Source organism: Micromonospora noduli (assembly GCF_003264365.1).
Lineage (GTDB): Bacteria > Actinomycetota > Actinomycetes > Mycobacteriales > Micromonosporaceae > Micromonospora > Micromonospora noduli.
In genome coordinates this window covers 153,268-179,539 of the sequence record NZ_PYAK01000005.1, presented here as the reverse complement: position 1 = coordinate 179,539, position 26,272 = coordinate 153,268, and the positions used below count along the sequence as shown (strand labels likewise).

The 26,272-nt window shown below is 68.8% G+C and carries 19 protein-coding genes; 13 read left to right on the top strand and 6 right to left on the bottom strand.

Features of this window, described 5'->3' with window-relative positions; translation table 11 throughout:
* Positions 1-24: 24 nt before the first annotated feature.
* The 3 genes from GUI43_RS06130 to GUI43_RS06120 all read right to left on the bottom strand — a co-directional run bounded on the left by GUI43_RS06130 (position 25) and on the right by GUI43_RS06120 (position 3,074).
* A complete protein-coding gene (locus tag GUI43_RS06130) occupies positions 25-849 on the bottom strand; it encodes a carbohydrate ABC transporter permease (protein WP_112585225.1) in 825 nt (274 codons plus the stop codon).
* The gene (locus GUI43_RS06125) at positions 846-1,685 is read right to left on the bottom strand and encodes a carbohydrate ABC transporter permease (RefSeq protein ID WP_225854990.1); all 840 of its coding nucleotides are present in this window, start codon (positions 1,683-1,685) and stop codon (positions 846-848) included. Before GUI43_RS06125 ends, GUI43_RS06130 begins: the two co-directional genes overlap by 4 nt.
* Positions 1,686-1,835: 150 nt before the next feature.
* Positions 1,836-3,074, bottom strand: coding sequence for a sugar ABC transporter substrate-binding protein (locus GUI43_RS06120; RefSeq protein ID WP_112585229.1), 1,239 nt, complete (start codon positions 3,072-3,074; stop codon positions 1,836-1,838).
* 338 nt (positions 3,075-3,412) lie between these two features.
* Between GUI43_RS06120 and GUI43_RS06115 the strand changes: the two genes are divergently transcribed.
* Both GUI43_RS06115 and GUI43_RS06110 read left to right on the top strand, forming a co-directional pair.
* Complete coding sequence (locus GUI43_RS06115) at positions 3,413-5,209, top strand: RICIN domain-containing protein (protein ID WP_244220591.1); 1,797 nt, start codon at positions 3,413-3,415, stop codon at positions 5,207-5,209.
* Positions 5,210-5,394: 185 nt separating this feature from the next.
* Complete coding sequence (locus GUI43_RS06110) at positions 5,395-6,969, top strand: arabinofuranosidase catalytic domain-containing protein (protein WP_211326651.1); 1,575 nt, start codon at positions 5,395-5,397, stop codon at positions 6,967-6,969.
* A gap of 82 nt (positions 6,970-7,051) precedes the next feature.
* On the opposite strand, the gene GUI43_RS06105 is transcribed toward GUI43_RS06110, so the two are convergent.
* Complete coding sequence (locus tag GUI43_RS06105) at positions 7,052-8,386, bottom strand: extracellular catalytic domain type 1 short-chain-length polyhydroxyalkanoate depolymerase (RefSeq protein ID WP_112698265.1); 1,335 nt, start codon at positions 8,384-8,386, stop codon at positions 7,052-7,054.
* Between the two features lie 240 nt (positions 8,387-8,626).
* Here GUI43_RS06105 and GUI43_RS06100 point away from each other — a divergent pair, with 240 nt between their 5' ends.
* From GUI43_RS06100 to GUI43_RS06090, 3 genes are all read left to right on the top strand, one after another.
* Complete coding sequence (locus tag GUI43_RS06100) at positions 8,627-9,634, top strand: PaaX family transcriptional regulator (protein WP_112698264.1); 1,008 nt, start codon at positions 8,627-8,629, stop codon at positions 9,632-9,634.
* A 444-nt stretch (positions 9,635-10,078) separates the two neighbouring features.
* Positions 10,079-11,545, top strand: a complete 1,467-nt coding sequence (locus GUI43_RS06095; RefSeq protein WP_112585239.1) for an endo-1,4-beta-xylanase — start codon at positions 10,079-10,081, stop codon at positions 11,543-11,545.
* 426 nt (positions 11,546-11,971) lie between these two features.
* Positions 11,972-13,369: an RICIN domain-containing protein gene (locus tag GUI43_RS06090; RefSeq protein WP_112698263.1), complete on the top strand. Its 1,398-nt coding sequence runs from the start codon at positions 11,972-11,974 to the stop codon at positions 13,367-13,369.
* A 71-nt stretch (positions 13,370-13,440) separates the two neighbouring features.
* On the opposite strand, the gene GUI43_RS06085 is transcribed toward GUI43_RS06090, so the two are convergent.
* Positions 13,441-14,211, bottom strand: a complete 771-nt coding sequence (locus tag GUI43_RS06085) for a FadR/GntR family transcriptional regulator (RefSeq protein ID WP_091401025.1) — start codon at positions 14,209-14,211, stop codon at positions 13,441-13,443.
* A gap of 147 nt (positions 14,212-14,358) precedes the next feature.
* Here GUI43_RS06085 and GUI43_RS06080 point away from each other — a divergent pair, with 147 nt between their 5' ends.
* The 8 genes from GUI43_RS06080 (at position 14,359) to GUI43_RS06045 (ending at position 22,411) form a co-directional block, all read left to right on the top strand.
* Entirely contained in the window at positions 14,359-15,621 is a 1,263-nt protein-coding gene (locus GUI43_RS06080; RefSeq protein ID WP_112585243.1) for an ABC transporter substrate-binding protein, read from the top strand.
* 10 nt (positions 15,622-15,631) lie between these two features.
* On the top strand, positions 15,632-16,606 hold the full coding sequence (locus tag GUI43_RS06075) for a carbohydrate ABC transporter permease (protein WP_112698262.1): 975 nt from the start codon (positions 15,632-15,634) through the stop codon (positions 16,604-16,606).
* Complete coding sequence (locus GUI43_RS06070; RefSeq protein WP_112601630.1) at positions 16,606-17,433, top strand: carbohydrate ABC transporter permease; 828 nt, start codon at positions 16,606-16,608, stop codon at positions 17,431-17,433. The genes GUI43_RS06075 and GUI43_RS06070 overlap by 1 nt, the downstream gene beginning before the upstream one ends.
* A 1-nt stretch (position 17,434) precedes the next feature.
* The gene (locus GUI43_RS06065; protein ID WP_112585247.1) at positions 17,435-18,658 is read left to right on the top strand and encodes a mandelate racemase/muconate lactonizing enzyme family protein; all 1,224 of its coding nucleotides are present in this window, start codon (positions 17,435-17,437) and stop codon (positions 18,656-18,658) included.
* A gap of 105 nt (positions 18,659-18,763) precedes the next feature.
* Positions 18,764-19,789: a zinc-dependent alcohol dehydrogenase gene (locus GUI43_RS06060; protein WP_112698261.1), complete on the top strand. Its 1,026-nt coding sequence runs from the start codon at positions 18,764-18,766 to the stop codon at positions 19,787-19,789.
* Positions 19,786-20,547, top strand: a complete 762-nt coding sequence (locus GUI43_RS06055) for an SDR family NAD(P)-dependent oxidoreductase (RefSeq protein ID WP_112585250.1) — start codon at positions 19,786-19,788, stop codon at positions 20,545-20,547. Before GUI43_RS06060 ends, GUI43_RS06055 begins: the two co-directional genes overlap by 4 nt.
* On the top strand, positions 20,544-21,422 hold the full coding sequence (locus GUI43_RS06050; RefSeq protein ID WP_112698260.1) for an amidohydrolase family protein: 879 nt from the start codon (positions 20,544-20,546) through the stop codon (positions 21,420-21,422). Before GUI43_RS06055 ends, GUI43_RS06050 begins: the two co-directional genes overlap by 4 nt.
* Positions 21,419-22,411, top strand: coding sequence for an aldo/keto reductase (locus tag GUI43_RS06045; RefSeq protein WP_112698259.1), 993 nt, complete (start codon positions 21,419-21,421; stop codon positions 22,409-22,411). Before GUI43_RS06050 ends, GUI43_RS06045 begins: the two co-directional genes overlap by 4 nt.
* 89 nt (positions 22,412-22,500) lie before the next feature.
* Here GUI43_RS06045 and GUI43_RS06040 read toward each other — a convergent pair whose 3' ends face one another.
* Positions 22,501-26,049, bottom strand: a complete 3,549-nt coding sequence (locus tag GUI43_RS06040; protein ID WP_112698258.1) for a ThuA domain-containing protein — start codon at positions 26,047-26,049, stop codon at positions 22,501-22,503.
* Positions 26,050-26,272: the final 223 nt, after the last annotated feature.

The window sequence follows — 26,272 nt, the reverse complement described above, 5'->3', positions numbered from 1 at the left end:
TCAGTCCTCGACCGCCGCGGATGGTCAGTCCTTGACGGCGCCGGCGGTCACGCCCATCGAGACGTACCGCTGGGCCAGGATCAGCAGCACGGCGGCGGGGATCGAGGCGACGACGGCGGTGGCCATGATGGCGTTCCACTGCTGGTTGTTGTTGCCGATGTAGTGGTAGATGCCGAGGGTGATCGGCTGGTGGTCGCCGCCGCCGGCCAGGGTCGAGGCGAAGATGAAGTCCGACCAGGACCACAGGAACGCGAAGAGCGACACCGTGACGATCGAGTTGCGGCTGACCGGCAGCACGACCGACCAGAAGGTCCGCAGCCGACCGGCGCCGTCGACCACGGCGGCCTGGAGCAGCTCGTCGGGGATGCCGGACATGAACGCCGTGAAGATCAGGACAGCGAACGGCACCGCGAGCGTCGTGTCGGCCAGGATCAGGCCGGGCAGCGTGTTGAGGACGCCGAGGGTGAGGTAGATGGCGTAGAAGCCCATCGCCATGATGATCCCCGGGATCATCTGCGCGATCAGCAGCAGGAAACTCAGCGCCGGCCCGCCGGGTGGCCGGAGCTTCGCCAGCGCGTAACCGGCGGGCGCGGCAAGCGCCACGGTCAGCGCCACAGTGCCGAGGCCGACCAGGAAGCTGGTGCCGAGGTACGGCAGTTGCTGGTCGAGCACCGCCCGGTAGCCGTCCAGGGTGCCGTTGGTGGGGAAGAGGTGCGGGGGACTGGCCCGCATGTCCTGGTCCCGGGTGAAGGACACATTGATCATCCAGTAGACGGGGAAGAGCATCAGCCCGGTCAGCACCAGGCCGACGCCGGTCTTCCACCAGGCCCGAGGCGTCGAGGTGGTCATCGCAGCTGCTGCCTCCGCTCGATCCGGATGTAGACGAGGCCGGCGATCAGAGCCAGCACGATGAGCAGGTTCCCGATGGCCGCGCCCGGGCCGAACTCGGGCAGCAGGTTGCCGAAGCCGAGCCGGTACGACCAGGTGGCGAGCGTTGCCGAGGAGCCGGTCGGGCCGCCCTTCGTCATGATCCAGATGATGTCGAAGACCTTCAGCGTGTAGATCAGCCCCAGCAGCAGCGTGATCAGGGAGACGGGACGCAGCAACGGGAAGGTGATTCCCCAGAACCGTTGCCACCCCGTCGCGCCGTCGAGCGCGGACGCCTCGTACATCTCGGTCGGGATCGCCTGTAGGCCGCTGTAGAGCACCACCAGGTTGAACGGGATGCCGATCCAGACGTTCGCGATGATCACCGAGGTGAGTGACCAGCCCGGCGAGGTGAGCCAGTTGACCGGGTCGATCCCGACGACGCCGAGCGCCGCGTTGACCAGCCCCGAATCGCTGTTGAGCAGCCACGACCAGGTCGACGCCGAGACGATCAGTGGCAGCAGCCACGGTACGAGGATCAGCGCCCGCAGCGTGCGCGACAGCGGGAAGTGCTGGTGGAAGAAGAGGGCCAGGGCCATGCCGATGGTGAACTGGAAGGTGAGCGAGGCCGCGGTGAAGACCAGTGTGTGCGTCAGCGTCGGCCCGAACGCCGGGTCGGTCAGGACCGTCCGGTAGTTGTCGAGGCCGGCGAAGGGCGCCCCGCCCTGCACGAACGAGCGGACGGTGTACTCGCGCAGACTCAACTCGACGTTGCGGTAGAGCGGGTAGGCGTAGAAGGCAGCCAGGTAGATGGTCACGGGTGCCAGGAAGCCCCACGCCCACCATCGGCTGGGCCGGCGGGCACGGGACGGGGGAGGCCCGGGTGGAGCGGCGCTCGCCGCCCCACCCTGGTCCCGTACGGCGGTGGAGGTCTCTGTCGTGGAGGGCATGGTGTCGGTTCGGATCGCTTACCTGGTCGAGGCGGCGGTCTGCGCGGCGGCCAGTGCCTCCTGTGGCGACTTTCCGCCGCTGAGGGCCGACTGCACAGCGGTCCACAGCGCTTCGGAGATCTTCGGGTACTTCGTGCCGAGGTTGTCACCGGTGCGACCCTTGGCTGCCCGGACCGCCTCCACCCAGACCTTGAGCTTGGGGTCCGCGGTGGCCTGTCGCTCCTGTACGGCGGCGACGGGCGCGACGTAGGAGAGGGTGGTGTCCGTGGTGAGGAGGTTGTCGGCGTTGGTCAGGCAGGTGACGAGCTTCTGCGACGTCTCGTACCGGCCGGTCTTCTTCTGCACCGGAATGGAGACGAACTCACCGCCGGTGGGCGCCGGGGCCGGGCCGCCCGCGCTGGCCGGGATCGCGATCGTCCCGTACGAGAAGCCGAGCTTCTCCGCGTTGGCCAGTTGCCAGGTGCCGTTCTCGGCGAACGCGTAGTCGCCGGTGGCGAACTCCTGCCAGCTCGTGGTCTGGGTGTTGTTGATGACGGAGTTCGGGGCGTGGCCCTGCTTGAGCCAGTCGGTCCAGAGGGTCAGCGCGGACACCGCCTGCGGCGAGTCCAGACTGGTCAGTTGGGCGCCCGATCCCCAGAACCAGGGCAGGAACTGGAAGCTGCCCTCCTCGGTGCCGATCGCGGAGAAGGTGATGCCCTTCTTCCCCTTGGCCTTGACTTTGGTCAGTGCCGCGGTCAGTGAGGTCCAGTCCTTGACGGCGGCGGGATCGACGCCGGCGGCGGTGAGCAGATCCTTGTTGTAGTAGAGGGCGAGGGTGTTCGCCCCGATCGGCACCCCGTAGGTCTTGCCGTCGCTCTGGCCGGCGCCGAGCAGGTTCTTCTCCATGGCCGAGACGTCCAGCTTGTTGTCGTCGGTGGTGGTGAGCGCGCCGGCTTCGGCCAGAGTGGAGATGACCGGGTTGTCCACGATCAGCACGTCCGGTGAGTTTCCCTGTTGGGCGGCGAGCAGCGCCTTGTTGGTCAGGTCGGTGGTGTCGTAGCCGGTCCGCTCGACAGTCACCCCCGCGGAGGTGCCGCACTTCTTGAGCAGCGCTACCCATTCGGAGTCGTCGGCGAACTGCGGATACGGGTCCCAGACGAGGTACGCGCCACCGTCGGCGCCACTGTCGGCGGACGACGAGCAGGCGCTGCCGGTCACTGCGGCGAGAGCTATCACGGCGACGGCGGCCAGGCGCCGCCGACGACTGAGTCCGGTCATGTGGTGCCTCACTTCAAATCGATCGTCAGGTGGGGTGTGTCGGTTGATCGTCGCGGGTTGGACCAGTCCAACTATGAGGCGAATCGATTCGACGAATCGGTTCGCCCGAAGATAGGTCTGGCCATACCCGGGGGTCAAGGGTCAGTTGGCCGCGCCGGGAGGTTCGCTGGGCAACATGGGCGTCACCGCGCCGTCATTTCATTGACATGGTTCAGTTCCCGGTCCTACGATCCGTGCGAATCGATTCGCAAGTGCTGCCCTCCGGAGAGCGTCCCCCGCGCCCCACCAAGGAGCCGCCCGTGAAAACCCCGTCCCGCAGCAGGTCAGGACGAGCCCGCGTGTTCGTGGCCCGACTCGTCGTCGGCCTGCTCGCCGCCGCTGCCGCCGTCACCGTCGTCCCGTCCCCCGCCCAGGCCGCCGACGAGTCGATCAGCGTCAACTTCGCCACCACCAACGGTGCGCCGACCTACCGCGCCTCCGGCTGGATCTACGGCATGACCGAGAACGCCAGCGGCCCGGCCGACCACTTCTACCGGGACGTCAAGTTCCAGTACATGCGCGCCGGCGGCGCGCAGCTCCCGGGCAGTGGCTGGGTCGGCGGAACCTACGACCGCCGCTGGAGCTCCACACTCGCCCAGGCGCGTCGCACCACGACCCTCGGCGGGAAGTTCATCATCCTGCCGCACGACCTCTGGGGTGCCGACGGCGCCGGAATCTCCCGCTTCCCCGGTGACAACGGAAACTGGACCGACTACGACAACTTCCTGACCCGCCTGATCAGCGACGTCCGGGCGTCCGGGCTGTCGGTGCAGTGGGACATCTGGAACGAGCCCAACATCACCATCTTCTGGAACCGGCCGATCTCCCAGTACCTCGAACTGTGGCGGCGGACCTACCAGCGCATCCGGACGGAGTTCCCCAGCCAGCTCATCGTCGGGCCGAGCTGCGCCTGCGTACCGTCGACGAACCACGCCTTCTGGAACCAGTACCTGGACTTCGTCCGCTCGACCAACACGGTTCCGGACATCATCAGCTGGCACTCGCTGCCCGGTGACCCGGTCGCGAACGTCGCCGCCGCCAACGCCACCCTCGACCCGCGCGGCATCGCCCACCCGCGTCCGTACCAGATCAACGAGTACGGCGCGCCCGACGAGCAGAACCCGGCCGACGGCGCCTGGTACATCGCGCGCCTGGAGCGGGCCCGGGCCGACGGCCTGCGGGCGAACTGGGCCAGCGGCGGCAGCCTGCACAACGACCTCGGCAACCTGTTGATCCGTAACTCGGCCGGACAGCACCAACCCAAGGGGGAGTGGTGGAACTACCGCTACTACGCCTCCCAGGTCGGGGAGATCGTCGCGGTGACCCCGAGTCAGTCGTACGACGCGTACGCCACGAAGGCGGCCGGGGTGGCGAAGGTGCTCATCGGCGCTGGTCGTACCACCGGGAACCTGACCGTCAACCTGCAACGCCTGGACACCACCAGCGGCATCGTGCAGAACAACCAGGTCCGGGTCCTCACCCAACGCATCCCGCACAACGGTGGCGGCGCGGTGGCGGGGCCGGTCACGGTCTCGAACAGCGTGGTCGGGGTGTCCAACAACAACGCCACGGTGACAGTGCCGTACACCAACCAGAACGACACGTACACCGTCACGCTGCTGCCCCCCTCGGACGGTGGCTTCCAGTCGGTGGCGGTGGCCCAACACTCCCAGCAGTGCCTGAACAACGCCGGCCTGAGCACCGCCGACGGCAACGTCCAACAGCAGAACTACTGCGACGGCGGTGACCAGCAGCTCTGGAACTTCCGCCCGGTCGCCGGCGTGGCCAACACCTACACGGTGGTCAACCAGCAGAGCGGCAAGTGCCTCGACGTCAGCGGCGTCTCCACCGCCGATGGCGCGGCCGTGCACCAGTGGACCTGCCTGAACAGCCTCAACCAGCAGTTCACGCTGCGCAAGGTGACCTACTCGGGCAACGACTCGCACGACTACCAGCTCGTCGCCCGGCACAGTGGCAAGTGCGTCGATGTCAACGCGGTCTCCACGGCGGCCGGTGCGCTGGTGCACCAGTGGACCTGCCGGGCGGTCAACCAGGGCAGCCCGTTGAACCAGACGTGGCGGCTCCTGGGGCGGTAGGCCTCTCGGGGGAGGTGGTGCGCTGGCGGTCCGCCCAACGGCCAGCGCACCACCCCGCCACCGCATTCATTGACATGAATTAAACAAAGGTCATACGATTCGCTGCGAATCGATTCGCCATCGCCACCACCCCCGTGGCGCGTCGACACCCCCACCGCGCTTCCACGACTCCGAGGAGCCACCTCGTGCGAACCCCGTCCCCCACCGGGCCAGGAAAAGCCCGTGAACTCATCCCGAGACGTCATCGCGCCCGACGTCTGACCGCCCTGGCAGCCGCGCTGGTCGGAGTGCTCGTCGGCATCGGCGCCGCCCCCGGTGCCCCGTCGCCGATCGCCGAGGCCGCCGCCCCGATGGCCGCCGTCGCCATCGTGCCGGGGCAGAGCACAGCGATCGTCGGTACGCCGTCCGGCCGCTGCCTCGAAGTGCCCAACTCCAGCACCACGAACGGCACCCAGACACAGCTCTGGGACTGCAACGGCAGCGCCGGCCAGACCTGGACGTGGACGTCCACCAAGCAAATCCAGGCGTACGGCAACAAGTGCCTGGACGCCTCCGGCCGTGGCACCGCCAACGGCACCCAGGTGATCATCTGGGACTGCAACGGCCAGAACAACCAACAGTGGAACGTCAACAGCAACGGCACCATCACCGGCGTGCAGTCCGGGCTGTGCCTCGACGCCAACGCCGCGGCCACCGCGAACGGCACCAAGATCATCCTCTGGGCCTGTAACGGCGGGGCCAACCAGCAGTGGGCCTCGCCGACCACCACCCCGCCGCCGACCAACCCGCCGACCGGCGCGCGTCCGTGCGACATCTACGCCTCCGGCGGCACCCCGTGCATCGCGGCGCACAGCACCACGCGGGCGCTCTACGAGGCGTACGCCGGCAACCTCTACCAGGTTCGACGCTCGTCGGACAACACGACCCGCAACATCGGGCTCACCGGAACCGGCGGCACCGCCAACGCGGCGACCCAGGACTCGTTCTGCTCCGGCACGACCTGCGTGATCACTGTCGTCTTCGACCAGTCCGGGCGCGGCAACGACCTCTGGTACCAGGGTTCGAGCGTCGTGCCGGGCTCCCCGCAGAGCAGGCCGGCGACAGCGACCACGGAGTCGCTGACAGTGGGCGGCGCGAAGGCGTACTCGCTCTACATCAACCCCGGTAACAGCTACTGGCGCGACGGACACCTCACCGGTGTGCCGACCGGCGCGGCACCCGAGGGCATGTACATGGTGACCAGCGGGACCCACGTCAACAGCGGCTGCTGCTTCGACTACGGCAACAGCGAGACGACCAGGAAGGCCGACGCCGCCGGGGCGATGGACGCCATCAACTTCAGCAAGCAGTGCTGGTTCGGCGGCTGCTCCGGCAGCGGACCCTGGGTGCAGGCCGACCTCGAATGGGGTCTCTTCCCGGGCGGCAGCAGCTCCTGGAACCCGAACCAACGCGCGTTCACCAGCAAGTTCGTCACCGCGACGCTGAAGAACAACGGCACGACCCGGTTCGCCATCAAGGGCAGCGACGCGCAGGCCGGCAGCCTCTACACGCTGTACGACGGCTCGCTCCCGCCGGGATACAGCCCGATGAAGAAGCAGGGCGCGATCATCCTGGGCAGTGGCGGTGACTGCTGCAAGCCCGACGGCGGCGCGAACCTGAGCGCCGGCACCTTCTACGAGGGGGCGATGGTCGCCGGCTATCCGTCCGACGCGACCGAGAACGCCGTGCAGGCCAGCGTGGTGACCGCCGGTTACCGCTGATCCTGGCGCCGTCCGAACGAGTCGTGCGCCGGTCACCACCTCGGGGTGACCGGCGCACGCTCGCGGGCACGTCGACCCGGTTTCAGGCGACCGTGCAGGACGCGCCGTTGAGGGTGAACGAGGACGGTCGGGCGTTGTTACCGGTGTGGGTGGCCTGGAAGCCGAAGCTCACCGAGCCGTTGGCGGGGATGCCGCCGTTGTAGGCGACGTTGCGGGCCGTCACCTGCCCCGAGCTTGGCGAGTAGGTGGCGTTCCAGCCCGAGGTGATGGTCTGCCCACCGGGCAGGGCGAAGACCAGGGACCAGCCGTTGACGGCGCTGGTGCCGGTGTTCGTGACGGTGATGTTCTCGGTCAGCCCGGTGTTCCAGGCGTTGACGTCGACCGTCACCCGGCAGGCGCCGGACGCCGGCGGCGGGGTGGTCGGCGGCGGCGTGGTGGGGGGTGGTGTGGTCGGCGGCGGCGTGGTCGGGGGCGGCGTCGTGGGGTCGGTCAGCCCGAAGAACGCGATGGCGGACGCGGCCATGCCGCCGGAGGGCAGGCTGTGTCCTGCCCCCTGGATGCTGTACGCCTCGACCTGGACGGTGCCGCCGCTGTCGGCGTACCGGCGCCGGTTCCAGTTGGCCTGGGGTGTGTCGGTGGAGGTGGGTGTCTGGCTCAGCCCGAACACGTTGGTCCACTGCTCGATCGCCTCCTGCAACAGCGAGTACGGCACGAGCGTGTCGTTGGTGCCGTGCCACAGCTGCACGCGCGGGCGGGGCCCGGAGTGGCCGGGGTACGCCTGGCGGACCGCGTCGCCCCACTGCTGCGGGGTCCGGTTCATGTTTCCGCCGGTGCACTGGCTGCTGGTGGGCGGGAAGTCCGCCGCGTTGGCGAAGCAGTTGAACGGCACGCCCATGAACGCGGCGCCGGCCTTGAACAAGTCGGGATAGAGGGCGAGCATGTGGTTGGTCATCATGCCGCCGGACGAACTGCCGGTGGCGTAGACCCGCTCCGGATCGGCCGCGTACTGCTGCTGCACGTACCGGACCATCGAGACGATCGACACCGGGTCGCTGCCGCCGCCACGTCGCTTCGCGGCGTCCGACCAGACGTCGAAGCAGTTGCCGAACCCGGCCTGCTGGGTGGCGGACGGGTAGATCACGATGTACCCGTAGCGGTCGGCGAGGCTGGCGAACTCGCTCCCGGAGTAGAAGCCGGGGCCGGACCCGCCGCATCCGTGCATTGCCACCACGACCGCCGGCCGGGTCGGGCGGTTGTCCGGCACGTACACGTGCATGCGCATCCGGCCCGGGTTGTCACCGAAGCTGGTCACCTCGGTCAGTGACGCCGCGTACGCGGGCCCGACCGTGGGGGCCACCAGGCCGGCCGCCACCAGTGACGCGGCCAGGACGAGTAGCAGTTTCCTTCTGATTCTCAACGGACGACTCCTTCGATTTCCTGTGCAGGCTGGATTGACCGTGCGATCCCGTCGCGGTGTGCCCGACTCCCGCGGTGATCGCACGATGCCCGCTACCTGTGGCTCGCCCAGCCCGGCTTCGAATGGCGTCGCGTGGCAGTTAGTGTTCCCTCCGGGCGAGGAAGTGTCAATCGAGGAGGGTCGATTTATAGGTCGTCCGTCTACAGTCGTCTTGCCGTCCCCGAGGAGCGCGGAGCGCCTGTGGCAAGCCCTTTCGACATCGACGAGATCTATCCGGACGACGGAGACCAGCCACTCCGGCTGCCCCGCCGGCAGGTCGGCAACTCGCCCCAGGGTGTCGCGGTGACGCTGTTGGCGGACTACACGCTGCGGACCCGGGTCGCCCTCCCGTCGGCGGCCATCGTCGCGCTGCTCGGGGAGACCGGCGTGACGACGGCCGGAGCGCGGACCGCGATCAGTCGGTTGGCCCGCCGTGGCGTGTTGGAGGGCAGCCGACTGGGGCGGCGCAGCTCATACCGGCTCAGCCGCGCCGCCGCCGCCAACCTCTCCGCCGGCGGGCAGTGGATTCTCGCCTCCACCACCTCGACGGCGCGGTGGGACGGGTGTTGGACGATCGTCGCCTTCTCGCTGCCGCAGGATCGCAGTACGCAGCGCCGGGCCCTGCGGGCGCAACTCCGGTGGCTCGGTTACGCGCCGCTGTACGACGGTTTGTGGATCTCGCCGCAGGAGCTGACATTCGCGGCTCGGGCCGAACTCGACCGGCTCACCCTCGGGGCCGTGACGGTGTTTCGCGGGCGGCAGAGCGCGCTCGCCTCGGCCATTCACCGCGCGCCGATCGAGGCCTGGGACATCGAGGCGATCGGTCGGAGCTACGACGGGTTCCTCCGGCGGTGGACGCCGCTGTTGCCCGGAGTGCGGTCCGGGCAGATCGACGGCGCCGCTGCGGTGCGGGCCCGTACCGAGGTGATGGACACCTTCCGGCGTTTTCCCGTCCTCGATCCGCAGTTGCCCGTGGAGCTGCTTCCACGGGACTGGCTCAGGCGCCCGGCACGGGAGTTGTTCGCGGCCGTCTACGACGGCCTCGCCGCACCCGCCGAGCGACACGTCCGAGCGGTCGTCGAGCGGTTCGCCGACGCCGCGCAGCCCGGCATCGCGGCCCACACCACCGCCGACCTGGTCGCCGGAGTGCGCGCCGACGTGGACCCGGCGCAGCCGTCTGCTAGTGGCTCGGCCACCGGGTGCTCGTGAACGGCTGGGAGTCTCGGCCGCGACTGTGAGCGATAACAGCGTTGCCGTCCGGCGTGGCCTGAGCAGTGCGGTGGTACGACTCGCCCGCTGGTCGCGCGGCGGCTGAGCACTGTTGCTCTGGGCGTTTGGTACCGGGCGAAACGCGGCGTTCCGGGAGATCGGCGTGAACGGCCCGTTACGTCTTGACGAACGGCATGTTATCGCTCACTCTCGATATAGAGGAGGATCGTTCCCGTGGCTCACCGGGCGAGCCGCACGGGTCGTACCTCCGATCACGACGTCCGCAAGGGCATGCGGCCGTCACCTCGGGACCGGCAGTTGCCGGCGACAGCCCTCTCGGACCGCGCGTGCTGATGCCGGGTGGCCAGGAAGACCGTCGCGATCGGTCGCCCCGAGTGAAGTGGCACATCACCACCACCGATGCAACCACTGAAAAGGAACGCCATGAAACCCATGAGAACGATGCTGGCGGCTGCGACAATCGCGGTCGCCCTCACCACCGGTATGACGGTGGCGCTGACTCCCGCATCCGGTGCCGGCACGACCCTGAAGGCGGCCGCCGCCGAGAAGGGTCGCTACTTCGGTGCCGCCGTCGCGACCGGCAAGCTCTCCACCGGCGCGTACACGACGATTCTGAACCGTGAGTTCAACAGTGTCGTGGCCGAGAACGAGATGAAGTGGGCATCCAACGAGCCGTCGCAGGGCCAGTTCAACCACTCCGGTGGTGATCGTCTGGTCAGCCATGCGCAGGCCAACGGGATGAGCGTGCGGGGTCATACCCTGCTGTGGCACGCACAGCAGCCGGGTTGGGCGCAGGGCATGTCCGGCACCGCGTTGCGGAACGCGGCGATCAACCACGTCACGCAGGTCGCCACGCACTACCGGGGCAAGATCTATGCCTGGGACGTGGTGAACGAGGCGTTCGCCGATGGCGGCGGTGGTGGGCGTCGGGACTCGAACCTCCAGCGCACCGGTAACGACTGGATCGAGGCGGCGTTCCGGGCGGCGCGGGCCGCGGATCCGGGTGCGAAGTTGTGTTACAACGACTACAACACCGACGGGATCAACGCGAAGTCGACGGGGATCTACAACATGGTGCGGGACTTCAAGTCCCGTGGCGTGCCGATCGACTGCGTGGGCTTCCAGTCGCACCTGGGCACCTCGCTGGCCGGTGACTACCAGGCCAACCTGCAGCGGTTCGCCGATCTCGGTGTGGATGTGCAGATCACCGAGCTGGACGTGATGACCGGCGGCAACCAGGCCAACATCTACGGCGCCGTCACCCGCGCCTGCCTGGCCGTCTCGCGCTGCACCGGCATCACCACCTGGGGTGTGCGGGACTGCGACTCGTGGCGCGGGTCCGACAACGCCCTGCTGTTCGACTGCAACGGCAACAAGAAGGCCGCGTACACCGCCGTCCTGGACGCCCTCAACGGCGGCTCGACCCCGCCCACCACGCCCCCGCCGGGCTCCGGGGTGGACACCAGCGCCTGGTACGTCTTGCTGAACCGCAACAGCGGCAAGGCGCTGGACGTGTACGCCTCGGCCACCAGCGACGGGGCGCGAATCAGCCAGTGGTCGCGCAACAACGGCGTCAACCAGCAGTGGCAGTTCGTCGACTCCGGGGGTGGCTACTACCGGGTGAAGTCCCGCAACTCCAGCAAGGTGCTCGACGTCAGCGGATTCTCCACGGCCGACGGCGGCGCGATCGTGCAGTGGTCAGACCTCAACGGCACGAACCAGCAGTTCCGACTCGCGAATTCGGCCGACGGCTACGTACGCCTGATCAACCGCAACAGCAACAAGGCCGTCGAGGTGCAGGGCGCGTCCACCGCCGACGGTGGAAACGTCGTCCAGTACGCCGACTGGGGCGGCAACAACCAGCAGTGGCAACTGGTCCGAATCGGCTGACGACCGCCGCCATCGAGTGCGGGAGCGGGAGCTGCCGGCCGCTCGGGATCCGGCCGGCGCCCGCCCAGGCGAGGTGTGACCAGTGGCGGCCCGCCCCATCCAGGGGTGGGCCGCCGGGCCGCCACGTCACGGCTGGCTGCGATCGCGCGAATCGATACCAATCGTTTGACGTGTGACGTCTCACCCGCTAATTTTCACCCCGCGGGCCACCCGGCCACCGGGAGTCAGGACGTCGTACCGCGCGGTTCGGCGCGGCCTGCCACGAAGCCCGGATCGTGGCAACGCCATCGACGTACGCCGTTGGCCGCGGGTTGCCCGCACACAACACCCCAGACGTGCTGACCCCACCACCAGGACGCCGGCACGCACGCCAGGGCACGCGCGGGCGCTCCCGCTCGTGGGTGACCCCGATCGAAGGAGTGGACCATGAAAGCCCTCGGTGAGGCTCGTCCCGCCTCTCGACAAAGATCTCGCTGGCGGTCAGGGTTGGCCGCGGCGGCGGCCGCGGTCATGGCAGCCAGCGCAGTCGTCGCGGTCAACGCGGCGCCCGCGGCGGCAGCGACAGTGGACACCAACGCCTCCTATGTGCTGGTGAACCGCAACAGCGGCAAGGCGCTGGACCTGTACGCCTCGGCCACCAACGACGGCGCACGGATCAGCCAGTGGACGCGCAACAACGGCGTCAACCAGCAGTGGCAGTTCGTCGACTCCGGGGGTGGCTACTACCGGATCAAGTCGCGGCACTCGGGCAAGGTGCTCGACGTCAGCGGCTTCTCCACCGCCGACGGCGGCGCGATCGTGCAGTGGTCAGACCTCAACGGGACGAACCAGCAGTTCCGGCTGGCCGACTCGGACGGTGGCTACGTTCGGCTGATCAACCGCAACAGCAACAAGGCCGTCGAGGTGCAGGGCGCGTCCACCGCCGACGGCGGGAACGTCGTGCAGTACGCCGACTGGGGTGGCACCAACCAGCAGTGGCAGCTCGTCCGCGTCGACGGCGGGACCGACCCCACGACGCCACCCCCTACGGGTGGCAGCGGGTGCGGCAAGGCGCCGACGCTGGCCAGCGGCACGCACACCATCCAGAGCAACGGCAAGAGCCGGACCTTCATCCTGCGGGTGCCCGCCAACTACAACAACAGCAACCCCTACCGGCTGATCTTCGCCTTCCACTGGCGGGGCGGCACCATGCAGGAGATCTCCTCCGGCGGCACCAGCGGGACCCCGTGGTCCTACTACGGCCAGCAGGAGCAGTCGAACAACAGCGCGATCCTGGTCGCGCCGCAGGGGTTCGGCAACGGCTGGGGCAACTCCGGCGGTGAGGACATCGTCTTCGTCGACGACATGATCAGCCGGATCGAGAGCAGCCTCTGCGTCAACCCGAGGCAGCGGTTCGCGCTCGGCTTCAGCTGGGGTGGCGGCATGAGCTACGCCGTCGCCTGCGCGCGGGCCAACGTCTTCCGCGCCGTCGCCGTCATCTCCGGTGGGCAGATCAGCGGCTGCAGTGGCGGTACGCAGCCCATCGCGTACTTCGGGCTGCACGGCATCTCGGACAATGTCCTGGGCATCTCGGGTGGCCGGGCGTTGCGCGACACGTTCGTCCGGAACAACGGCTGCACCGCGCAGAGCCCGCGCGAGCCGGCGGCCGGCAGCCGCACGCACGTCACGACCACGTACTCGGGTTGCCGGTCCGGTTACCCGGTGCAGTGGGCAGCGTACGACAACGGCCACATGCCGGGCCCGGTGGACGGCACCTACGCCGAGAGCGGCATCACCACCTGGACCAAGGGTGAGATCTGGAGGTTCTTCGCCCAGTTCTCGTGACTCTTGTCGGCCTCAGCTGGCGGCGCCTGCTCCCGTACCTCGGGGCGGGCGCCGTCCGTTGCCCGTGACCCTCAGCGTTCGAGGCGGACCGGGCTCCCCGAGCCACTGCGACGGACCAGCCAGGCCTCGGTGATGTGGGTGAACATCGCCTCGGCGGCGCCGTTGGGGTCGTGGGCCGCGATGCGTTCGTAGATGCGTCGGTGCCCCTGGTTGGACGCCACGCACAGCGCCCGTTCGGTCCGGCCCATGTACCGGGCGGTGTTGATGACCTGGCTCTCCAGCGCGCGTACGACGCCACGGGCGATCCGGTTCCCGGATGCCTGCATGATCGTGTCGTGGAAGGCCCGGTCGTGGTCGTGGTAGGTGACGTGGTCGTCGACGAGCTCGTCCATCCGGTCGACCATGGCCCGCAGGCGATCGACGGTCTCGCTGTCGGCGAGGCGGGCGGCGACGTTCGCCATGTCGGACTCCAAAACCCGCCGGGTGACGACCAGGTCGTCGAGGATGGCGAGGCTGTCGTCCACCGCGATGGTGGCCGCGAGGACGAGTTCGTCGAGCATGTCCCAGTGTGAGGGTGGGGTGACCATGGTGCCGGCGCCCTGACGGACCTGCACCAGCCCCTTCTCCTGAAGGATCTTCACTGCTTCCCGGACGACGGTCCGGCTCACGCCGAAGGTCTCGCAGAGGATCGGCTCGGGAGGCAGGGACGTCCCGGACGGGTGTACGCCGCGGACGATGCGCTCCACCAGTTCGGCGGTGACCGCCCTGGCGAGGTTGGTCGGCCGACGCACCCACGCCGGGGTCGCCGGACTGTTCAGGGCTGTCTCCTGCGGTGGCGTCATGTCCCCCTCCGAATGGCTCGCCGTGGCACGACGTCTGGGTCAGTGTACGGCCGACTGTTGACGTCACACGTCATACGAGTTACCTTCCGGTCAACATTTGGCTCGCGGGACACCCGCCGGCCACCCCCCATATAGAGGTGACAATCGATGAGACAGCGCGCAATATGGTCGGCCGTCCTCGTTGTGGGCCTGGCCCTGGCCGGTTGTGGAAGTGCTAGCGATTCGGGCAAGTCAACCAGCTCGGACGGCAAGTTGGTCGTGTGGGACTGGAAGTCCGGCGAGCCGTTCGCCAAATCCTATCTGGACAAGGCCAAGGCCGACTTCAAGAAGAAGCACGCCGACGTCGAGGTCGAGTTCGTCGCGCAGCCCTTCGACCAGTACTACACCCTGCTCGGTGCGGCGATCCAGTCCGGCAAGGGCCCGGACGTCATGCTGTTCAACGGTGGCGGCCAGATCCGCGACCGGGTGGACGCGCTGGTGCCCATCGACGACTACGTGGCCGAGGACAGGCAGCGGTTGGCCGGCTGGGAGGCGTTCGCCAAGGACGGCAAGACCTACGCCGCCCCGGTGACGCTCCAGGGCTACCCCATCTACTACAACAAGGAAATCTACCGGAAGGCGAACCTCGACCCGGCGAGCCCGGCCACCACGTGGGACAAGTTCGTCGCCGACTGCGCCGCCATCGCCAAGGCCGGCTCCAAGTGCTTCGCCCTCGGTAACAAGGAGGGCGTCGGCATCCAGTTCTGGCTCTCCAGCCTGGGCTCGACCACCCTCACCGCAGCGGAGTACGACGCCTGGATCGCCGGCAAGCGCGACTGGAACTCGCCCAACGTCAAGCGGATCTTCCAGACCTGGAAGGAGGCCGGCGACAGGAAGATGAACAGCGACGGGGCCAACTCGACCGCCATGTTCAACGACTCCTTCGCGCTCTTCCAGTCCGGCAAGGCCGCCCACGTCATGGGTCTGATGTCGGACGTGGGGCACTGGCAGGACTTCAACGAGTTCCTCACCCCGGAGAAGCTCGGCGTCATGAAGGCCCCGGTCGTCACCGCCGGCACCACCCCGAGCCTCCCGTACGACGGTGGCATCGGGTACGCGGTCGCCAAGTGGACGAAGGACCCGAAGGTGGCCGCCGACCTGGTGCGCTCCCTGAGCTCGGCCGACGCGTTGAAGGCCTTCTACGCCGACGCCGGCGCGATCGCCGCCGACACCACCATCGACGTGTCGCAGGCCGGGCCGGCCGTCGCCACGATCGTCGGCGAGCTGAAGAGTGGCAAGCCCGCTCTGCACGTGGCGCTCTCCTCGAAGACGCTGGACCTGATGGGGCGCCTCTCCCAGCAGCTGCTCAGCGGGTCGATCACCGTCGACGAGGTGGTGAAGCAGTTGGCCGCTTCCGACCAGGCGGGCTGACCTCGTGCCGATGGGAAACACGCAACCGTCGGTCCGTCCGGCTTCGGCCGGACGGGCCGGCGGGGCGGCGGTCACCCCCGCCGCGCATCGGCATGGCACACGACCCCGTCGCACCCGTGGCGGCCTGGGGGCCGAGCGCTACGCCCCCTACATCCTGGTCCTTCCGGCCGTCCTGATCATCGTGCTGCTGCGGCTCTACCCGCTGCTGCTGGGCGTCAACTTCTCCTTCACCGGTGACGGCGCGCAGAACGGGACCGCTGTCGGGTTCGGCAACTACCGCGAGCTGTTCGGAGATCCGCTGTTCCGGACCGCGCTGAGCAACGTCGGGCTGCTGGTGCTGCTGCTACCGGTGGCGGTGGCGATCCCCGGTCTGCTCGCGACGTTCATCTACCTCCGGGTGCCGGGCCACCGCTTCTACCGCAGCGTCTACTTCTTTCCGGCGGTGCTCTCGCCGGTCATCGTCGGTGCGATCTTCAACCTGTTGCTCGCCTTCGACGGCCCCCTCAACGCCGTGCTCGGGTCGTTCGGTGTCGGTCCGGTGGACTGGCTCGGGGACCCGGACATCGCGATGTTCATGGTGGCGGGCGTGCACATCTGGGCCACCTTCGGAATGGCGCTGGTGGTGTTCCTCGCCGGCTTCGCCACGCTGGACGCCGCGCTCCTGGACGCCGCCCGGGTGGACGGGGCGACGCTGCGCCAGGTCGTCTGGCACGTGATCATCCCGGCCCTCTCGCGCACCATCCAGTTCGTCTTCGTGACCACGATGATCGGGATGCTGACCTCGATGTTCGGGCTGCTCTTCGTGATGACCAGCGGCGGACCGGAGGGGTCGACGTACCTGCCGGAGTTCTACATCTGGAAGCAGCAGGGTCAAATGAACCGTCCGGCTCTCGCGTCGGCGGCCTCGACGATCCTCTTCATGATCATGCTCGTCGTGGGGCTGTTGCAGATCAAGCTGCTCGAACGATCCGGAAAGGAGGACTGATGTCTCGCCTCCGCCTGGGACGGTGGTTGGTCGCCATCCCCATGTCGCTGCTCGCACTGGCGACGATCTACCCCCTGCTGTTCACCGCCAACGTCGCGATGAAGACCCGGCGTGACTACATCCTCGACCGGTTCGGTCTGACCGACGCCCTGCGCTTCGAGAACATCAGCACGGCGTGGAACAGCGTCGGCATGGGCCGCTACTTCATCAACTCGCTGTTCGTGGTGACGGTGTCGGTGCTCCTGCTGCTGCTGTTCGGGTCGATGGCCGGCTTCGCCCTGAGCCAACTGCGGTTCCGCGGCTCGTCGGCGTTGTTCCTGGGTTGCCTCGCGGGGCTCTTCATCCCGTTCCAGGTGATCATGGTGCCGCTCGCACGGATCATGGCGGACACCGCGCTCATCGACACGTACCCGGGCCTGATCCTGGTCTACGTGGCCCAGTTCCTGCCCTTCACGGTCTTTCTCATGACGAGCTACTACAAGGGCATTCCGCCGGAGATCGTCGACGCCGCGCGGATCGACGGCAGCACCGTGTACGGCGTGTACCGCCGGATCATGCTGCCGCTGGGCACCCCGGCGCTGCTGTCGGTCGGCATCCTCAACGCCCTGTTCTGCTGGAACGACGTCCTCATGGCGCTGGTGATGATGCCCTCGGCCGATCACCGGACGCTCATGATCGGGGTGACCTCGCTGCGCGGGCAGTACTCCGACAACATCCCCACCTTCGCCTCCGGGGTGCTGATCGCCGCCATACCCGTCCTGTTGGTCTACCTGTTCCTCCAGCGCCAAATTGCCGACGGCGTAGCCGCCGGTTCCACGAAGGGTTGACATGCGGATCACGGGATATCGGACGCTCTCCACGGTCCAGGAATGGGGCCGACCAGTCGGCGACGCCAACGGTGTGTTCGCCGACGGGGTGGTGCCGGTCTCGATCGTCATCGTCGACACCGACGAGGGCATCTCGGGAGTCGGCCTCGGGCCGCACGTCGAGATCGAGCGGATCTTCCCAGCCATCGACGGTGAAGACCCCCGGGCCGTGACGTCCCTGTACGACCGCATGTTGCGGCACACCTTCAAGGCGGGCCACGCTGGGCCGGTGTTCGGCACCATCGGCGCTCTGGACACCGCGCTCTGGGACATCAAGGCGCAGGCCGCCGGCGAACCGCTGTGGCGACTGCTGGGCGGACGGGACCGGCGGGTGACCGCCTACGCGTCCGGGTTGGACATCGGGCTCACCGACGACGAACTCGTCGCGGAGTACGAGGTCTACGCGAGCCACGGCCTGCGAGCGGCCAAGCTCAAGGGCGGCCTCGACATCGAGCGCGATCGGCACCGCCTGAGCCTGGTCAAGGATGTCCTGACCGAGGCCGGGCACGGTCGGCGGCCGGGTCTGATGCTCGACGTCAACGAGGCGTGGACCCGCAAGCAGGCGGTCCGGCATGTCTGCGAACTGGAACGCACCCTGGACCTCATCTGGATCGAGGAGCCGGTCCGGCGCTGGGACGCCGAGGGTCTCGCCGCGGTCAGCCGAGGCGTGTCCGCGTCGGTCGCCACCGGTGAGAACCTCACCGGGCTCGAACAGTACCGTCCGCTGATCGCCGCCGGCGCTGTCGACATCGTCCAGATGGCGGCCGTCTGGGGGGTCACCCACTTCCTGCGGGCGTCCGCCCTGGCCCACGCCCACGACCTGCCGGTCAGCCCGATCGGCAACAGCCCGGTCGGGCTGCTGCACGCTGCGACCTCGGTGCCGAACCACCTGACGAGCGAGTTGCAGGACCTGCACACACCCGTCGGTGTCTCCATCGATCTGCACGTCGAGGATGGCGCCTTCATCCTCGGCGATGCACCAGGGCTCGGGGTCCGGGTGGACGAGGAGCGGATCCGGGCGGTCAACCGCCGCCCGCAGGCGCAGACGGCCGACAGCCCCAACGTCCGGCCGGAGCGGGCCGGACGACGGCTGCTGGCCGGGGTCGACGGGGTGATCCCCACCGGCCAGGTGCCTGTCGTGTCGCTGAACTCCCGCAACGAGGTGGCGCCGACCGTACGGCACTGAGCTGACCACCAACAAGGAAAGGCGTGGGTGCATCGCGACGGCGATGCACCCACGACCATGCCCGGTCGGCACGACCGACGTACCGACCGTCGAGACGGAGGAACGATGAAGGCAGTGGTCTACCGGGGAGCGCGAGACCTCGGAATCGAGAACCGCGACCCGGAGCCACCGGGTCCCGGCCAGGTACGGATCGAGGTGGCGTACACCGGCATCTGCGGTACGGATCTGCACATCTACCACGGGGACATGGATGCCCGGGTTGGCGATTCCGCGATCATCGGGCACGAGATGTCCGGCCGGATCGCGGCCGTCGGCGAGGGTGTGACCGGCTGGAACATCGGTCAGGCCGTCACCGTGATGCCGACCCGGCCCTGCGGACGCTGCGCCGCCTGCCGGCGGGGCAACTCCCACGTCTGCCACGCGATGAACTTCCTCGGCATCGACTCACCAGGTGCCATGCAGTCCTCCTGGACGGTGCCGGTGGAGCTGGTTCTGCCGCTTCCGGAGGAGTTGCCGCTCGACCACGCGGCGCTCGTCGAGCCGGTGGCGGTCGCCGTGCACGACGTACGCCGGGGGAACGTGACCGCCGACGACCAGGTGGTAGTGGTCGGTGGTGGGCCGGTCGGCGTCCTCATCGCCACCGTCGCGCGGGGCCGTGGCGCGCGGGTGCTCCTCGTCGAGCCGGACCCGTTCCGACGCGAGGTGGCGGAGGGGATCGGGATCGAGGCCGTCGACCCGCGAGCGAGCGACGTCGTGGCGCTGGTCAACGACCGTACCGATGGCGCTGGCGCCGACATCGCCTTCGAGGTGTCCGGCTCCCCGGCCGGCGTCACCACGGCGGTCGACGTCCTCACCACCCGCGGGCGGCTGGTCATGGTGGCGATCCATCCTCAGCCCCGCGAGGTCAACCTGCACCGGTTCTTCTGGCGTGAGCTGGAACTCCTGGGTGCGCGGCTGTATCAGCGCGACGACATGGTGGAGGCGATCCGGTTGGTCGCCTCGGGTGCTATCCCGGCACGGCAGCTGATCTCCCGGGTCGAGCCGGTCGAGGCGGCCGGCGCGGCCTTCGAGGCACTGGAGGGTGGCGGCGTCATGAAGGTGCTGCTCGATGTGCGGGAGGGTAACCAGTGACGGCGTTGTTCGACCTGTCCGGCCAGACCGCCGTCGTGACCGGTGCGCGGCGCGGTATCGGCCTCGCCATGGCCGAGGCCCTGGCCCTCGCCGGCGCCGACATCGTGGGGGTCTCCGCCCAGCTCGAAGCGGAGGGCAGCGAGGTCGAACGCCGGGTGCGCGCCACCGGCCGCCGGTTCACCGCGCTGCGTGCGGATCTCGGCGACCGGGCGGCCGTGCACCGGTTGGCCAGCGACATAATCGCTCTCGGGCCGGTCGACATCCTGGTGAACAACGGCGGCACGATCGCCCGGACCCCGGCCGCGGAGCACCCGGACGAGATGTGGGACCACGTGATCGAGGTGAACCTCAGCAGCCAGTTCATCCTCAGCCGGGAGATCGGCCGGACGATGGTCGAGCGCGGCCGAGGGAAGATCATTTTCACAGCGTCGCTGTTGAGTTTCCAGGGCGGCATCACCGTCCCCGGTTACGCGGCGTCGAAGTCGGGCGTGGCCGGTCTCACCAAGGCGTTGGCGAACGAGTGGGCGGCCCGCGGGGTCAACGTCAACGCCATCGCGCCCGGCTACATCGCCACCGACAACACCCAGGCGCTCCGCGAGGACCCCGATCGCAACCAGGCGATCCTCGGCCGGATCCCGGCCGGGCGGTGGGGCCGGGCCGACGATCTCGGCGGCGCCACGGTGTTCCTGGCGTCGACCGCGTCGGACTACGTCAACGGCGTCGTGCTGCCCGTCGACGGCGGCTGGCTGGGCCGATGACTGGCGCACAGGAGCCGGGGCGCACCGGGATCGTCGACGCGCACCACCACCTCTGGGTCCGCGCCCGGCACCCGCAGCCGTGGATCGACCCGGTGACCATGGCGGCCATCGACGCCGACTTCGAACCCGCCGATCTCGCGCCGCTGGCCCGGGCGGCCGGGGTCACCACGACAGTGGTGGTGCAGTCCATCGCCTCCGACACGGAGACCGTCGACCTGCTGGGCGTGGCGGCCGAGGACACAGTGGTCCGTGGGGTCGTCGGTTGGGTGGACCTGACCGCCGACGACGTTGCGGAGCGCCTCGACGGTCTGCGGGCCGCCCGAGGCGGGGAACGCCTCGTCGGCATCCGCCACCTCGTGCAGTCCGAGAGCGACCCGGCGTACCTGGACCGTCCCGACGTCCGTCGCGGGATCGCGGCGGTGGGCGCCGCCGGCCTCGTCTTCGACCTGCTGGTACGCCAACACCAGCTCCCCATGGCCGCGCGTCTCACGCGCGACCTGCCCGAGGTGAGCTTCGTCCTCGACCACCTGGGCAAGCCCGCGCTCGGTAGTCCGGAGATGGCCGAGTGGAGCCGGGACCTGCGGTCGTTGGCGGCCTCGCCCAACACGACGGCGAAGCTCTCCGGGCTGGTGACGGAGGTGCCGCTCCCGCACTGGACGCCGGCTGACCTTCGACAGGCCGTCGACGACGCCCTCGACGCGTTCGGGCCGGACCGGCTGATGTTCGGCTCGGACTGGCCCGTCTGTCTGCTCGCCAGTTCGTACCAGCGGTGGGTCGACACCCTGGCGGAACTGCTGGAGGGCCAGGACGGGACCGGCCGGGCGTCGGTCTGGGGCGGGACGGCACGCCGGATCTACGGGCTGGAGACCTCATGATGTCGCGCGCACTACCGCGCCGCCCGCAGCTACGGCTCACCGAGCTGGGCTTCGGCGCGGCCCAGGGGGGCAACCTCTACCGGACGACGACGGACGAGGAGTTCGCCTCGGCTGTCGACGCCGCGTGGGAGGCGGGCGTCCGGTACTTCGACACCGCGCCGCACTACGGTCTGGGGTTGTCCGAGCGCCGCCTCGGCGCCGCGCTGCGCCAACGCCCGCGCGACGAGTACGTGGTGTCGACGAAGGTCGGGCGACTCCTGGTGCCGTCGCCCCAGGACGCGCACCTGCGGGACTCCGACGGGTTCGATGTGCCGGCGACCCACCGGCGGGTGTGGGACTTCAGCCGCGACGGCGTGCTCCGCTCCATCGAGGCCAGCCTGGACCGGACCGGGCTGGACCGGATCGACATCGTCTACCTGCACGACCCGGACGACCACTGGGAGCAGGCCGCGCACGAGGCCGTACCCGCCCTGATCGACCTGCGGGACCAGGGCGTCGTGGGTGCCATCGGCGCCGGCATGAACCAGTCGGCGATGCTGGCACGGTTCGTCCGGGAGACCGATGTCGACGTGATGATGTGCGCAGGGCGGTACACCCTGCTCGAACAGGGTGCGGCCGCCGACCTGCTGCCGGCCGCCGAGAACCGGGGGGTGGGCGTGGTCATCGCGGGCGTCTACAACTCGGGGCTGCTTTCGCGGGACCGGCCGCCGGCCGATGCCGTCTACAACTACCAGCAGGCCCCGGCGGCGCTGATCGAGCGGGCGCGGCGGATCGCCACTGTCTGCGAGACGTACGGGGTGACCCTGCCGCAGGCGGCCCTCGCCTTCGTCCGCCGGCACCCGGCCGTGGTGTCGACGGTGGTCGGCGTCCGCAACGAGGCGCAGGCGGTCGAGACGGTGCGACGGTCCGGGATCGTCGTGCCGGAGGAGTTGTGGGACGACCTGGCGGCGGCCGGGCTGCTCGCCGCGCCGCCCGGCCGGCCTGCCTGACCGACGACGACGTCCCGGCCGGGACCGGCTCCGTTACTCGGACACCGGTCCCGACCGGGACGTCACCTGTTACCGGGACAGCCGCGGGGTCACACCGCGGTGAACCGCCACTGCTGGTTGGCGGCGCTGTGGCAGGTCCACTGCAACAGTCGGGCGCCGTCGGTGGTGGCGGCACCGTTGACGTCCACGCAGAGGCCGCTCAGCACACTCTTCACCGTGTACACGCCGGAGGTTCCCGTCGCGGTGGCGGTGAACTTCTGCTGGTTGCCGTTGTTGCAGGTGGCCTGCTGGAGGAAGGCACCCGCCGCGGTCGAACTGCCGACCACCTCGACGCACTTGCCGCTGTGCACCGCCTTGAGGTAGAGCGCGCCGTTACCGGCGTCGACTGCCTGCCACCTCTGGTTGTTGGCACCGGTGTTCGCCCACTGGGTGATCTGGGCGCCGTCGGCGGTGGAGACACCGCTGACGTCCATCAGCTTGTTGCTGTGCTGCGCCGTGACCGTGTAGGTCTTCCCCGCCAGGCCACCGCCGTTACCACTGCCGGGTGTCCCGACGCCGTTGCCGCCGAAGGTGTGCGAGTCCAGATCGAACGAGTTGTTGCTGTTCTTGAACACCATGTAGAGCGTCTGTGTCCCGCTGGAGGCGGCGACGTTCACCGGAGTCGTGGACTGGTAGTTGTCCCAGCCGCCCGTACTGGGCACCGTGGTGGTGGCCAGCAGGGTGCCGGTCGGCGAGCCGGCGCGCAGCTCGATCGAACCGCCACCGGAGGGCGACGACACCCGGTAGCTGACCGTCGAGATGCCCGACAGGCTCATCGGGTTGAACGCGATCCAGTCGTTGGTGGAGATGTCACCGACGCGCTTGGTGCTCTCCGCCGCCGCCTGGTCGACGACCCGGATGCCGGACTGGCTGCTGAAGTACTCGGACTGCTTGTGCTTCGGTTGCAGGATCGCCTGCGCGGTGCCGGTGAGCGGGGACCCGCCCCCCGAGCCGCCGTTGTCGGTGTACCGCGCGTTCAGCACGTAGAACAGGTTGGCGCCATCGGGGTGCCCACCGAGCAGGTCGGTGGAGATGGTGCCCGAGCAGCCCGGGTACTCCGTGGTCTCGTGCGCGTGGTCGTCGTGGCCCAGCGCCGGGTTGAGGATGACCTTCGAACAGTCGACGGTGCCGCCGTCCGGATCGGTCACGGTGATCTGGTACGACACCTTGTCGCCGAAGGTCAGCATGCCTCCGTTGCCCGGTGTGGTGATGGTGACCACCGGGGCGCTGTTGCCGACGGTGATCGGGACGTTGGCGAAGCCCGTCTTACCGGTGCTGTCGGTGACCTTCAACTGGGCCGTGTAGTTGCCGTTGGAGGTGTACGTCTTCGACGGGTTGGCCGCCGTCGAGGTGGTGCCGTCGCCGAACGTCCACAGGTAGCTCAGCGTGTTGCCGTCCGGGTCGGACGTGCCCGCGCTGCTGAACTGGACGGTCAGCGGCGAGGAGCCGCTGGTGGGTGTGCCGGTGGCCTTGACGATCGGTGACCGGCCGCCCTGGATGTAGTCGATCCGGTAGAGCCCGGAGTCGCTGTTGCCGCCACCGAAGTTGGTGCCCCACTCCAGCAGGTAGAGCGAGCCGTCCTTGCCGAACTCCATGTCCATCGGCTTGTTGAACCCACCGCTGGGCAGGAACGGGTTGGTGCGGGTCACCGCCGTGGAGGAGTCGAAGTGCACCTCCTTGATGTAGTTGCGCGACCACTCGTAGAAGAAGTGCACCCCGTCGTAGTAGGGCGGGAACTTCGTCGCGGACGGGTTCGACGCGTCGTACCGGTAGACCGGGCCGCCCATCGGCGCGGAGCCGCCGGAGCCCAGCTCCGGGAAGGTCGTCGAGGCGGGGTAGCCATACCAGATGTTCGGCATGACGACCGGCTTCAGGCTGGTCAGGCCGGTGTTGTTCGGTGAGTTGTTGACCGGCGCGGAGCAGTTGAACTTCGCGCCGACGACGCCGGTGTCGGGGTTGTACGGCGCGTAGGGCTGGTTGTTGCCGTGGCAGAACGGCCAGCCGTAGTTGCCGGGCGTCTTGATCACGTTGAGCTCGACCAGGCCCTCCGGGCCCCGGTTGGTGGTGGGCGGGTTGCGGTCCGGCCCGTAGTCGGCCAGGTAGACCCAGCCGGTGGCCGCGTCGATCGAGAAACGGAACGGGTTGCGGAAGCCCATGGCGTAGATTTCCGGCTTGGTCTGCGCCGTGCCCTGGGGGTAGAGGTTGCCGCTCGGAATGGTGTAGCTGCCGCTGGCTCCGGGACGGATGCGCAGCAGCTTGCCGCGCAGGTCGTTGGTGTTGCCCGCGGTCCGGGCGGCGTCCAGGTTGGACTTGCCCGAGCGCCAGTCCAGCGGGGCGTAGCCCTGCCAGTTGGGGTCGAGGTTCGGCGGCGTGTCATCGCCGGTGCCGATGTAGAGGTTGCCGTCCGGCCCGAACTCGATGTAACCGCCGGTGTGGCCGGGCTCCGGGAAGGTCCGGTCCCGGTACGCCGGGATGTCGATGATCGTCACGCCGCTGGACGTGTTCAGCGTGTCGCCGCTCATCGTGAAGCGGGAGACCCGGTTGACGTCGGTCGAGCTGCTCGCCGGCGAGTGGTACAGGTACACGTACCCGTTGGTGGCGAAGTTGGGGTCCAGCGCCATGCCGGTGAGGCCGTCCTCACCGCCGGTGTAGACGCTCAGCGTGCCGGCGGTCACCGTGCTGTTGGTGGAGGGCTTGAAGATCTTCAGCTGCCCGCCGCGCTGGGCGTAGAACACGCGTCCGTCCGGGGCCACCGCCATCGCCATCGGGTCGACGGTGTTGTCGTCCAGGGTGCGCTTCTCGAAGTTGCCCCAGACGGTGCCGCCGCAGTCGCCGGCAGCGTTCCCGGCGGCCCACTTGATGCCACCGAGGACGTGGTTCTGGAAGTTCGTCTCGCTGTAGGAGGCGATCGCGTGGCCCATCGCGGTGGCCCACACCCGCCCGCCGCCGGTGTCGCGACACCAGGAGATCGGGTGGTCCGGGCCCATCGCCCGGGATCCCGGGTTGTAGGTGCGCTCGTCGGCGGTCACCAGGACGTGCACCTTGCCGCGCGGGTTGGTGTCGAAGTTGTACCACTCCTCGCTGCGGTTCCACCGATCCGGCAGAGAGGCCGTCGACGGGTGCTTCTTGTCGGCGACGATCGCGGTGCCGGGCAGCACGCCGGGGGAGTGCTCGGGCATGTGGGCGCCGCCGTTGATGGTCTGGTCCCACCACGGGTACTCGGACTCGATGCCCATGTCGGTGGCGTTGTGGATGGCGACGATGCCCTTGCCGCTGGCGAGGTAGCCCTCCACCGCTTGGCGCTGCGCCGCCGAGGTCCAGACCATGCCGGAGGTCTGGAGCATGACGATCACGTCGAAGGTCGCCAGGTTGGCGGCGGTGAAGACGCTCGAGTCCTCGGTCGCCACCATCTCGAAGTTGTTCGCCGCGGCCTGCTGCTGGAGCATGGAGATCCCGGCGGGGATCGAGTCGTGCCGGTAGCCGGTGGTCTTGCTGAACACCAGGGCGCGGAAGGCCGGGGCGGCCGACGCGGGTGGAGCGAGTCCGAGCGCCAGCAACAGGCCGGCGATCACTGAGATGAGCAATGTGTTACGACGCATGCCGTCTCCTAGTTGGGCGGGCGTAGGGATTGCGACCACGGGTCCCACGACGTGTCAGGTTGACCTGGACACGTGAGGGACACGGGCGCGCTGGTCTGTCCTCATGCCGTTCGCCGCAACGGCAGTCAGACCTGCGGGACGTCACACAGCGTGATGGTGGCAGTGGTTCTCGTCCCGTGGTCCACGAGGTCAGGATGAGCTAGAGATCGAAGACTGTCAATGC

Excerpts from the sequence above, each read along its gene's own strand:
- GUI43_RS06120 (WP_112585229.1), bottom strand. The coding sequence starts at position 3,074 with ATGACCGGACTCAGTCGTCGGCGGCGCCTGGCCGCCGTCGCCGTGATA.
- GUI43_RS06080 (WP_112585243.1), top strand. The coding sequence starts at position 14,359 with ATGAGACAGCGCGCAATATGGTCGGCCGTCCTCGTTGTGGGCCTGGCC.
- GUI43_RS06050 (WP_112698260.1), top strand. The coding sequence starts at position 20,544 with ATGACTGGCGCACAGGAGCCGGGGCGCACCGGGATCGTCGACGCGCAC.
- GUI43_RS06075 (WP_112698262.1), top strand. The coding sequence starts at position 15,632 with ATGGGAAACACGCAACCGTCGGTCCGTCCGGCTTCGGCCGGACGGGCC.
- GUI43_RS06095 (WP_112585239.1), top strand. The coding sequence starts at position 10,079 with ATGAAACCCATGAGAACGATGCTGGCGGCTGCGACAATCGCGGTCGCC.
- GUI43_RS06130 (WP_112585225.1), bottom strand. The coding sequence starts at position 849 with ATGACCACCTCGACGCCTCGGGCCTGGTGGAAGACCGGCGTCGGCCTG.
- GUI43_RS06090 (WP_112698263.1), top strand. The coding sequence starts at position 11,972 with ATGAAAGCCCTCGGTGAGGCTCGTCCCGCCTCTCGACAAAGATCTCGC.
- GUI43_RS06065 (WP_112585247.1), top strand. The coding sequence starts at position 17,435 with ATGCGGATCACGGGATATCGGACGCTCTCCACGGTCCAGGAATGGGGC.
- GUI43_RS06045 (WP_112698259.1), top strand. The coding sequence starts at position 21,419 with ATGATGTCGCGCGCACTACCGCGCCGCCCGCAGCTACGGCTCACCGAG.
- GUI43_RS06085 (WP_091401025.1), bottom strand. The coding sequence starts at position 14,211 with ATGACGCCACCGCAGGAGACAGCCCTGAACAGTCCGGCGACCCCGGCG.
- GUI43_RS06060 (WP_112698261.1), top strand. The coding sequence starts at position 18,764 with ATGAAGGCAGTGGTCTACCGGGGAGCGCGAGACCTCGGAATCGAGAAC.
- GUI43_RS06040 (WP_112698258.1), bottom strand. The coding sequence starts at position 26,049 with ATGCGTCGTAACACATTGCTCATCTCAGTGATCGCCGGCCTGTTGCTG.
- GUI43_RS06070 (WP_112601630.1), top strand. The coding sequence starts at position 16,606 with ATGTCTCGCCTCCGCCTGGGACGGTGGTTGGTCGCCATCCCCATGTCG.